Here is an 8,951-nt window from a genome sequence, read left to right on the forward strand (position 1 = left end):
AATTGGACGCCGATCACCCCGCCTGGGGGGTCAAAATTGCACGCCGAAACACAGCCCTCTGCCCTCGTGACCGCAACAGGGCAGGATCAGCACGACCTGCGCTATGCCGTCCGTCTTCCCGACGGCAGCCGGCGCATTCTGTCCATCAATGCAGCCCCCCTGCCTGCGGCCCCACAGGGTGCCAGAATTGTGCTTTCGCTGACCGATATCACCGCAGCCGAAGCCAGCGCCGAGCAACTGCGCCGGCTTGCGGCCGAGGACCCCCTGACAGGCCTGGCCAACCGCCGCGCTCTGAGGGCGGACCTGCTGGCCCGGCTGGATTCAGATCCCGGCAGACCACCCCTGGCACTGATCATGCTCGATCTCGACAACTTCAAATCCGTCAACGACACGATGCGCCACGAAGCAGGCGACCGAGCCTTGCGCGTTCTGGCCGGGCGCCTGCGCGAAGCCGCACGTCCGCAGGACCTCGTCGCCCGGATGGGCGGGGACGAGTTCATGCTGCTTGCGCCTGGGCTGGAGCGTGAAGACGCCGTCGCCCTGGCCGAGAGGCTGCGCCGCGCGGTCGCCCGGCCGATCGGAAGCGACCGGCAGCCGATCAATCTCACCGCCTCGACGGGCATTGCGCTCTCCCCGGCCCATGGCACCACCATGTCCGTGCTGATGACCGGGGCCGACATCGCCCTCCACGCCGCCAAGAGCCGCGGACGCAACCAGACTGTCGTGCTGTCGCAGGAGCTCTTCGCAGCCGAAGAGCGACGAAGTGCGATCGGCCAGGCGCTTGCCGGGACAGGAATCAGCCGGCTGCGGCTCGTCTACCAGCCGCAGTTCGCTCTGGACGCCACCAACCGCCTCACCGGCGCCGAGGCGCTTGTGCGGTGGACAGACCCCGTTCTGGGCGAGGTGCGACCCGACGAGTTCATTCCGCTGGCCGAGGAAACCGGCCTGATCCTGAACATCGACACCCAGGTGCTCACCCTCGCCACCCGTCAGCTCGCCCAGTGGGCCCGTCGGGGCTGGCGCCATCGGCTTGCGGTGAATGTCTCGGCCCAAAGTTTTGCTCGTGCAGACTTTGGCCACAATGTCCTGGAATGTCTCTCGCGGGAACAGGTCGACCCCCGCCTGCTCGTGATCGAGTTGACAGAGACCTCCCTGATCGCCCAGTCCGAGACAGCCACCAGAAACAGCGCCGCCTTGCGAGAGGCCGGCATCGGCATCGCCATCGACGATTACGGCACAGGCTACGCCTCCCTGTCCTACCTCCACCGCATGGAGGTCTCGGAAATCAAGATCGACCAGAGCTTTGTCGCCGGCCTCGACTCCGGTGGGTCCCGTCACAGCGGGCCCCTCATCCAGGCCATCCTCGGCCTCGCCCGGACGCTGGGAATGGCCACGACGGCCGAGGGCGTGGAGACGGAAGCTCAGCGCGAATGGCTGCGCTCGGCCGGATGCGATCGCATCCAGGGCTACCTCTCCAGCCCTCCCCTGCCCCCTCAGATCTTCGAGGCCACATATGTTTCCCGGCCGGAAGATCGGCCACAGGCCGCGTCTTGTTCCGGGCGCTGATTGAAGACCGCCGGATGCGTCAAAATTACACATCCCCCGGGCCACAGTGGCTCCGGTGGCAGCGACGAGCAGGAACGCAACAGGCTGAACTCATCCCTGCCGGGCAATGGTGGCCGATTCCGTCCATCCTGAAAGCGATTCCCGCTGCATTTGCCCAATTTTCATCGTAAAGTTGATTTCCGGCATCCGGGAACCTCCTCCATGCTGCGCCTGCATGGCAGCCTTGAGTCATCTTTTAACTTTCGATTAATACTTGCGATAGTGATTGCTCGCAGGAGATAAGATGCCATGCGTTTTTTCACATGTTATGCGCGGATAGTTCAATCTTAGCCGCATCGAAAGCGGTAGGGCCTTCCTTTGATCATGCGCCGTGCCCCGCAGCGCTGCCTTCGCGCAGGTACCGTGCCGAAAAGAAGAATGGAGCTGTCCAGTGGTATTTCAACCGCCGGTGAAGGGTAACAGACAGTGATGCAGAAGAGAAAGATCGCGCTTGCGGAAAACCAGTGCCTAGTCCGGGAGGTGATTGCCGCCTATCTTGCACCTCAGCTGGACGCGGAGATCCTCGAGGCCGCAAGCGTCGAAGAACTGGAGGCGCTCATCAGGAGCCACGGCCCCTTCGACCTGATCCTCCTCGATCTGCTCCTGCCAGGGATGATGCCGGGCCTTGATGCGCTCGCGCGCTTGGTGGAGATGAACCAGACTCAGCCCGTGGTGCTCTTTGCCAGCGGCGCCGCTCCGAATGTCGTCATCGAGGCACTGGAAAAAGGGGCTGCGGGCTATGTCGACAAGTCCCAGGGTGCCCGTTCGCTCGTGAATGCCATCAACTTCATCCTGGCAGGCGAAACCTACCTGCCGGCCTTCCTGCGTTTGACACCGCGACGGAGTGCCTCCGACGAGCGGGGACTGACGCCGAAGGAACTCGAAGTTCTGCAAGGCCTTACGGCCGGACTGATGAACAAGGAAATTGCCCAGAACCTCGGCCTCTCGGAGGTGACGGTCAAGATGCATGTGCGCTCGATCTGCGCCAAGCTGAATGTCAAAAACCGCACCCAGGCGGCCATGGTGGCCTCCCAGTTCGGCTACGGCTCCACCGCGACGTCCAAGAGGGGACGTGAGGCAACCGAGAATGCCGCGGCGGCCCCGACCCCCCGGAGCGGAATGAACGCCTGATCGATGACGCCGGCCACCAGGCCGGCGTCCAGAGGTGAAGGGCACGCGCAGCAGGAGTCGCTGCCCTGACAATCCCGAAGCGCATGGAAAAGGATTCGGGAAGCCGGGACCCGCGCCAGACGAGCGCAGCCCGAATTTCTCCCGGACACCCCACGGCCGACAGACCGCGTCGCTCTGATCATTTGAAGAACCGGCCCGGCCCCGCCCACTGCATCTGCTCAGGCCAAGGCGGCAGCTGGCAGGGTGATGGAATCATCGCCCCAGCGCGAATTGGTAGAAAGAGAATTCATGGGAACCCTTCTCTGGCCCTCAAGTTGTCAAGCTGACTGAAGAGGGCCTTTGAGGATTACAGGTATTGTGCATACTGTACGGATTACTTTCTGCATAATTACTCTCTCACGCCTCAGCCACTCATCCAGAGCGAGCATGACACGCAAAGAGAACAACTCAAGCCACGAAATCGTGCCCGAAATGTACGAGAAATACAAGTGCAAGGCGAACGGATTGGCTGCCGCACCCCTCATTAGACTTCTGGCGCTTGAAGAAGACGCCCCGCCGGATCAGAATCGCCCGATGAATGGCGGCGACATGCAAGAAGCGAACCTTGCCGGAAAAAGCGGGAAATCGCGTCCCTTCGATGGCTGGGCACTCGAGGCCGCCCGGGAACTGGAGCGGCGCGCCTCCGTACCGATCGTCTCCCGCCTCTTCTGCGCCAGTGATCTGCGCCGCGGAGCGGCCTTTCTCGCGCTGGCCGCCTGGTGCGCCCCTCATCCCGAACAGCGCATCATCCTCGCAGACGTAACCGAGGCGGAGTTCGCCGGCTGGCTCTTCCTGGAGGATCCAGCGGAAATCGCGGAAGTGCTCGACAACCGCAGGAGCGACCCCCGGAGCCTCGCGCTCTTCGGCCAGGAGCCGCTCGCACGCCCGGAGCAGTACCGAAACCCCTTTATATAAGCCGCGGTTGCCAGCCAATCCGCGCCTGCAGAGCCGGATGCCTCTTCACACCTTCCGGCCGATCACGCTTCCGAAGGGCTCGGCGGGATGAGATCAGGCCAGCCCCGCGAAGCCGTACTTCCGGTAGCACCGAAAGGTCCATCTTCCCTGCAATCTCGGGCCGTTTCTGCATCCGGGCTGCGCATTCCACGGCATCTGGCCATCCGTTCCATGAACATCCGGCCACCTTCGTGAGGGGCCTGCGGGGCTTCTCTTCATTGAGGCCCGCGGCAAGGGCGCTGGTGGTGCGGAGCCATCCAGTGCAATACGGTAGGCGTTGTGAACCAGCCTGTCGAGAATGGCGTCGGCAGAGGTCGGCTCGCCGAGGACGTCGTGTTGTCAACGCCGGTCCAAAACTGGCCCACTTGGCCGAAGTAAGAGTGGTCCACCCGGGTGATGAGCAGGCCAGAGCGCGCGGGGTCGTCACATAACCCGAGCGCAGTTTGGCCTGCGGCGAGGGTCTCCTTTGAGGGCTGGGCGCCGATGATGCCGGCCATGCGCTTTTCCTTCAGCCGGTAGCTGTCGCCCTGGATCTGGACGACATGGCTGTGGTGGAGCAGGCAGATGGGCTACGGGGGCGGATACACGGCGGTGACGGATTTCCTTCGCGAGGTCCGGCCCCCGCGGCAGACTGGCTTCGAACGTCCTTTCGAGACCCCTCCGGGCCGGCAGGCACAGATGGACTTCGCCGAGTTCACCGTCGAGTTCAGCGACGGTTAGGAGGGACAGCGATCCTTCCGGGGGAAGGATCGCCCGACGAACGGGGCCATCCGGAAGGTCTGGCTGTTCAGCATGGTCCTCGGCCATAGCCGCTGGCTCTGGGGGCGGTTCGTCGCCAGCCAGAACCTGCAATCGGTTCTCCGCTGCCACATTGGCGCCTTCGAGGCGATGGACGGGGTGCCAGAGGAGATCCTTTACGACCGGATGAAGACCGCGGTGATCGGCGAGGACGACGGGGTGATCACCTACAACGCCGCGCTGGTGACGCTGCTGAACCACTACGGCGCCAGCCGCGCGCCTGCCGCCCCTATCGCGCGAAAAGGAAAAATCGAGAGGCCATTCCGCTATGTCCGACAGGACTTCTTCCTGGCCCGGACCTTCCGCAACCTCGATGATCTCAACGCCCAGTTCGACGCCTGGCGGACCGAGGTGGCCAATCCTCGTGTTCACGCCACCACGCGACGCATCGTGGACGGAGCCTTCGCCGAGGAACGGCCGAGCCTGAAGCCGCTGCCCGCCATCGCCTACAACGCGGTGCTGACGGTGGAGCGCCGCGCGAGCCAAGGACGGCATGGTCTCGGTCGGCGGGAATTTCTACTCGGTGCCGGACACCGCACGTCGGCGCACGCTGGAGATCCAGCACCATGCCACGGAAATCAGGATCTTCGAGGAAGGCAAGCTGATCGCCGGCCATCCGGTGCTTGAGGGCAAGGCCCTGCGCCGGGTCGAGCCGGCCCATCGCAAGGCACCGCCTCCGCGACCGCCGCATCAGATGCCTGGACAGGGGCTGCGCCGGCCGCTGGAGTTCTACGATGCCGTCGGCCGCCGCCTTGACAGCGTGTCGCTCTGGAGGTCCAGGGCTGACATTTCGGAGCAGCTGGCGGCGGAGCGGCAGCGGACGGCGCAGCTCGGACGCGCCCAGGTCGCCATGGCCGGCAGGCTTCAAGAGGCCGCGGCCGAGGCTGACGCACTGCAGGCGCGTCTGGCCGCCGTCGGTCGAACGGCTGACGACGGCTGTCTCGATCGACGGCTGCCCGAGGGCCTTCTCGAATGACCCGCACCGCCTGCCTCCTCGTGCTGACCGCCCTGGCCGCCTGCTCCGCAGCACCGGCTCCACAGCCCTCGCCGGTCCTGCCGCTCCTCGACTGCCGAGACCCGGCCACGCGCCACCGGCTCTCCGAAGGCGACACCTACCGGGACTTGGCAGCGGCGCATGCCTCCGCCGTGGCCGGCTGGAGCGACTGCTGGGGCGCCGTGCGGGCCGCTCGCGCAGCTGAAGAAAAGCCACAAACTATTTGACGTTTCTCTGAGCAGGTTAAAAATCCGGAATTCCGACTATGTGGTTTTCGCGCCAAGCCAGCGGACAATAAATTTCGCAATAAATCGGACAAACTAATTCGCATATCGCAACAAATATTTTCACAAATAAGTCATAAAAGATTTCGCGAAACGCTGATGAAGACTTTCGCAAATCGCGAAAAATTATTACGCGTGATGCCATAAATTACTTCGAAATACACGGACAAAAGTTTCCCCGGAAATCGGGGGTCGATTACTTACTAAATTTGCCCGAATGGCAAAAATATTTCCTGTTGACAGAAGAATCGGAGCGCGGCAGGATCCGCCGCATGAGCAACCTGCGCACCCTCAACCAGTCGATACGCTGACCTCCGTTTAGGGAGGCAGCACTGGTCGTGCGGTCGGGTCTTATATCCCCGAGATGGCGCCGGACAAGCGTGAACGGCAGGGTTCAAATCCCTGGCCTCCTACCACTCACCTTCTTGTTTAATCGGTAGGGAGCCGCCCAGTGCGGCCGCGTGAAATATGCTTTCAGAAGATGATCTCGAGTGGATGCGGGGCTACGAACTGCTTCCCGCCCGTCTGCGGATTGAGTGGTCCGCGAGTTATGAGAAGCTCCTTTCTGCTCGTCACGACCTCGCACAGGAGCGCGCGCTTTACGACAGCCGCGGGCACGGCCTGCGGAGCTTCCGCGCGATGTTCGATGCGTCGTGCGGCTCGGAACTCGTGCAGCTGGCGATTGAGAGCCTGAACCGCCGCCGGGAGGACGCCGACTTTTCGAGATCGGTGCGAGACCAGCGCTCAGAGCTGATCCGACAGGCCTCGAGTGTAGTGGCTGGGGGCACAGCTCCAGCCGCTCCGCCGGCGGAGCCTGCACCTGTTCCGGCTGGACACGTCGTCGTCCATCGCGCGACGGGGTTGGACGTCGAGAAGATCGGGCGGTCTGGCGACATGCGCGACAAGCTGCGCCTTCGTCTGGCGGAACCGAAGCGACTGGCCGGTCCCGAAGATCGCACCGGCGTCGATGAGTTGTTCGCGGAGCTGTACGCAGAAAGCCCTTGGCTCGCTGAGCCCATTGAATACATGCGCCAGACCGCCCTGGACTCAATCGAAGAAGGTCGTGGGTTCTCGGTTGGGCATTTGATTCTGCTCGGCGGACCGGGGTCCGGGAAGTCCCATCTTCTGATGAGCGCCGCTCGCATGGCGGGCCTCGCGTCAGCAAGGCTTGACGGGTCCACCATGACAGCCGCGTTTCAGATCACTGGAACCGACTTTCAGTGGCGCAATTCACATATCGGAGAACCCGGTCGGCTGATCGCGGAGAGCGGGGCAGCAAACCCGATGATCCTGCTCGACGAGGCGGAAAAGGTGACCGCGAGCAGCGGAGGGGACGCCCGTCAAGCCCTGCTCCCGCTTCTGCAGCGGTCAACGGCCAGCGGATACCGCTGCCCCTACCTCCAGTCTGAGCTCGACCTTAGCTACGTGTCGTGGGTTATGGCGGCCAATAGCCTGTCCGGCCTACCGCCGGCGTTGCTGGATCGCGTCACGGTCTTTCAGGTCGGGTATCCTGAAGGGGATGACTTGCGCCGCACGGTGGCGAGAGCCCTCGGCGACCTCGCCGTCGATGAAACCGTCATCGCTTCGGTGGTTTCCGGCATCGAAGCTGGCCGGCTGACCCTCCGGGCCATCGATCGCATCAAGGCCCGTTTCCGAGCCATTTCCCGCCAACCAATCCTCCACTAAGGAATTCATGAATGATTGCGCTCGTTGCTCTCGTCGCCCTCGGCCTTTCGATCCTGCACGCATTCCTGACGTTCAGCATCGTCGGAGACATGCTGGACGTCTTCCATGACATCCACAGCGTGCAGGCGGTGTGGAGGTTCGGCTTCATTTCCGCTCGGCCGTGGCTCTACCTGCCGTACCTTCCGGTGACGGCGGCGCTGCTCGTGCTGCTGTCGCCGGAGGGGGAATTTCAGCGCTGGTACGAGCACATTCCAGTCACGTTCGCTTTTGCGATCCATATGTTGGTCGTCATGCTTCTCACGTTCGTGGTGGTGTTCGTATTCCCGTTTACCATCGCAAACCTCGGGACGACAGCTTTCTGGATCCTCGCTGCTGGACTCGGCATGAGCTGGTGCGCCGCTGCGGCGGCGGGCCTTCTCCACTAGACCAGCACGGCCTCACGTACGGAAAGCGCGACGATGGCGCGGGCCAGGTCATCGTGCGCCACCCCGGAGAGCTGCTCGGCCAGAGGCGGCTCCCGGGTCACGGCCTGCAGCGCGTCGAACTCGCGGCGCACTTCCGCGGCGGTCGCTGGGAGCAGCAAGGACATCGCCGCCGCCGCGAACGTGCGGACGCGGCACTTTTCCAGTTCCGGCACGCTGGACGGAGCGGCAAGCGCAAGCAGGCTGTCGATGTCGTCGGAAATGTCGACGACGTCCGTGGTCTTCAGGATGCGCAAGGTATAATCGAGGACCGTACATGGGTAAAACCTGACTCCCCATATATGAAGGGGCGTTGGTGGCGGCGATTTCGCGATTATCTGGTCGATAGGTATCCTGTCGCAAGACCACGACAGGAGTTATCCACATGTTCGCATTCACCTGCGCGCACCCGCTCTCGCTTCGTGAGCTCCAAGCTCAGTCGCGCCACGCGTCCGGCAAAACGCTTCACTGGCTCCTTTGCGATGCGCTGGGGTTCGACTACGCCGCGCAACACCGGTGGCACTTGGCCCTTCATGAGGCGCACCTTCGCCAAGGCGCACCGGCTTGCCTGCACCTCAAGGTCGGGGGCGGTCAGTCTGAACAAGGTGCTCGAGGACCTCTCAGTGAAGGTGACCGGCTCGAAGGGCCAGCACTACCGGTCGCTGAACACCTCATGGGCCTCAGCCGCTCAGGAACTCCCCGACCGCCGCCTCCAGCGCGGCCGGCTGCGGGAGGCGAGCGGCGAGCAGCACGTTCGCCCTGCCGTCCTCCGGACCCTCCTCTCGCGTGAGCAGCGGGCCCTGAGGGTCATGCTGGACGCCGTGAAGACAGGGACGCTCCTGAGGGCGAAAGGGGCGCTCAGCTCGCACGTGGCGGCGGCGGTAGAGGGCGCCGAGGCGTGGGCGGCGCTCAGAGACACGGTGCTCGGCTTGGCGGCCGCCGCCGGTCAGCGTGACAAGGCCGCGGCCTGAACGACGAACGCGTCCTTGAGGCCGCGTC

At 63.7% G+C, this 8,951-nt stretch carries 7 protein-coding genes and 3 pseudogenes; 7 read left to right on the forward strand and 3 right to left on the reverse strand.

Going from position 1 to position 8,951, the window contains the following annotated elements; translation table 11 throughout:
• The 3 genes from FG154_RS19685 to FG154_RS19695 all read left to right on the forward strand — a co-directional run.
• Nucleotides 1-1,566: putative bifunctional diguanylate cyclase/phosphodiesterase (locus FG154_RS19685; protein WP_145111673.1), on the forward strand; the 1,566-nt coding region annotated here is incomplete at its 5' end.
• A gap of 468 nt (nucleotides 1,567-2,034) precedes the next feature.
• Entirely contained in the window at nucleotides 2,035-2,736 is a 702-nt protein-coding gene (locus FG154_RS19690; RefSeq protein WP_108222296.1) for a response regulator transcription factor, read from the forward strand.
• Between the two features lie 426 nt (nucleotides 2,737-3,162).
• Entirely contained in the window at nucleotides 3,163-3,690 is a 528-nt protein-coding gene (locus tag FG154_RS19695; protein ID WP_246100476.1) for a hypothetical protein, read from the forward strand.
• Nucleotides 3,691-3,975: 285 nt separating this feature from the next.
• On the opposite strand, the pseudogene FG154_RS21255 reads toward FG154_RS19695, so the two are convergent.
• Nucleotides 3,976-4,065, reverse strand: a pseudogene (locus FG154_RS21255) (AAA family ATPase); the annotation flags it as partial.
• Between the two features lie 137 nt (nucleotides 4,066-4,202).
• Nucleotides 4,203-4,289 (reverse strand): annotated as a pseudogene (locus FG154_RS21260) (ATP-binding protein); the annotation flags it as partial.
• Between FG154_RS21260 and istA the strand changes: the two are divergent.
• The 3 genes and pseudogenes from istA to FG154_RS19725 form a co-directional block, all read left to right on the forward strand.
• Nucleotides 4,288-5,281: pseudogene (gene istA / locus FG154_RS21265) on the forward strand (IS21 family transposase); the annotation flags it as partial. The pseudogenes FG154_RS21260 and istA sit on opposite strands and share 2 nt — an antisense overlap.
• Before the next feature lie 1,019 nt (nucleotides 5,282-6,300).
• Nucleotides 6,301-7,491, forward strand: a complete 1,191-nt coding sequence (locus tag FG154_RS19720) for an AAA family ATPase (protein WP_186312462.1) — start codon at nucleotides 6,301-6,303, stop codon at nucleotides 7,489-7,491.
• Between the two features lie 11 nt (nucleotides 7,492-7,502).
• Nucleotides 7,503-7,916 carry a hypothetical protein gene (locus tag FG154_RS19725; protein ID WP_145111682.1) on the forward strand — a complete coding sequence of 138 codons (414 nt, stop codon included), beginning with the start codon at nucleotides 7,503-7,505 and terminating at the stop codon, nucleotides 7,914-7,916.
• Here FG154_RS19725 and FG154_RS19730 read toward each other — a convergent pair.
• A complete protein-coding gene (locus tag FG154_RS19730; RefSeq protein ID WP_108222291.1) occupies nucleotides 7,913-8,209 on the reverse strand; it encodes a hypothetical protein in 297 nt (98 codons plus the stop codon). The genes FG154_RS19725 and FG154_RS19730 overlap by 4 nt on opposite strands.
• A gap of 276 nt (nucleotides 8,210-8,485) precedes the next feature.
• Here FG154_RS19730 and FG154_RS19735 point away from each other — a divergent pair, with 276 nt between their 5' ends.
• On the forward strand, nucleotides 8,486-8,923 hold the full coding sequence (locus FG154_RS19735) for a hypothetical protein (RefSeq protein WP_145111684.1): 438 nt from the start codon (nucleotides 8,486-8,488) through the stop codon (nucleotides 8,921-8,923).
• The last annotated feature ends 28 nt before the right edge of the window (nucleotides 8,924-8,951 follow it).

Source organism: Cereibacter sediminicola (genome assembly GCF_007668225.1).
Lineage (GTDB): Bacteria > Pseudomonadota > Alphaproteobacteria > Rhodobacterales > Rhodobacteraceae > Cereibacter_A > Cereibacter_A azotoformans.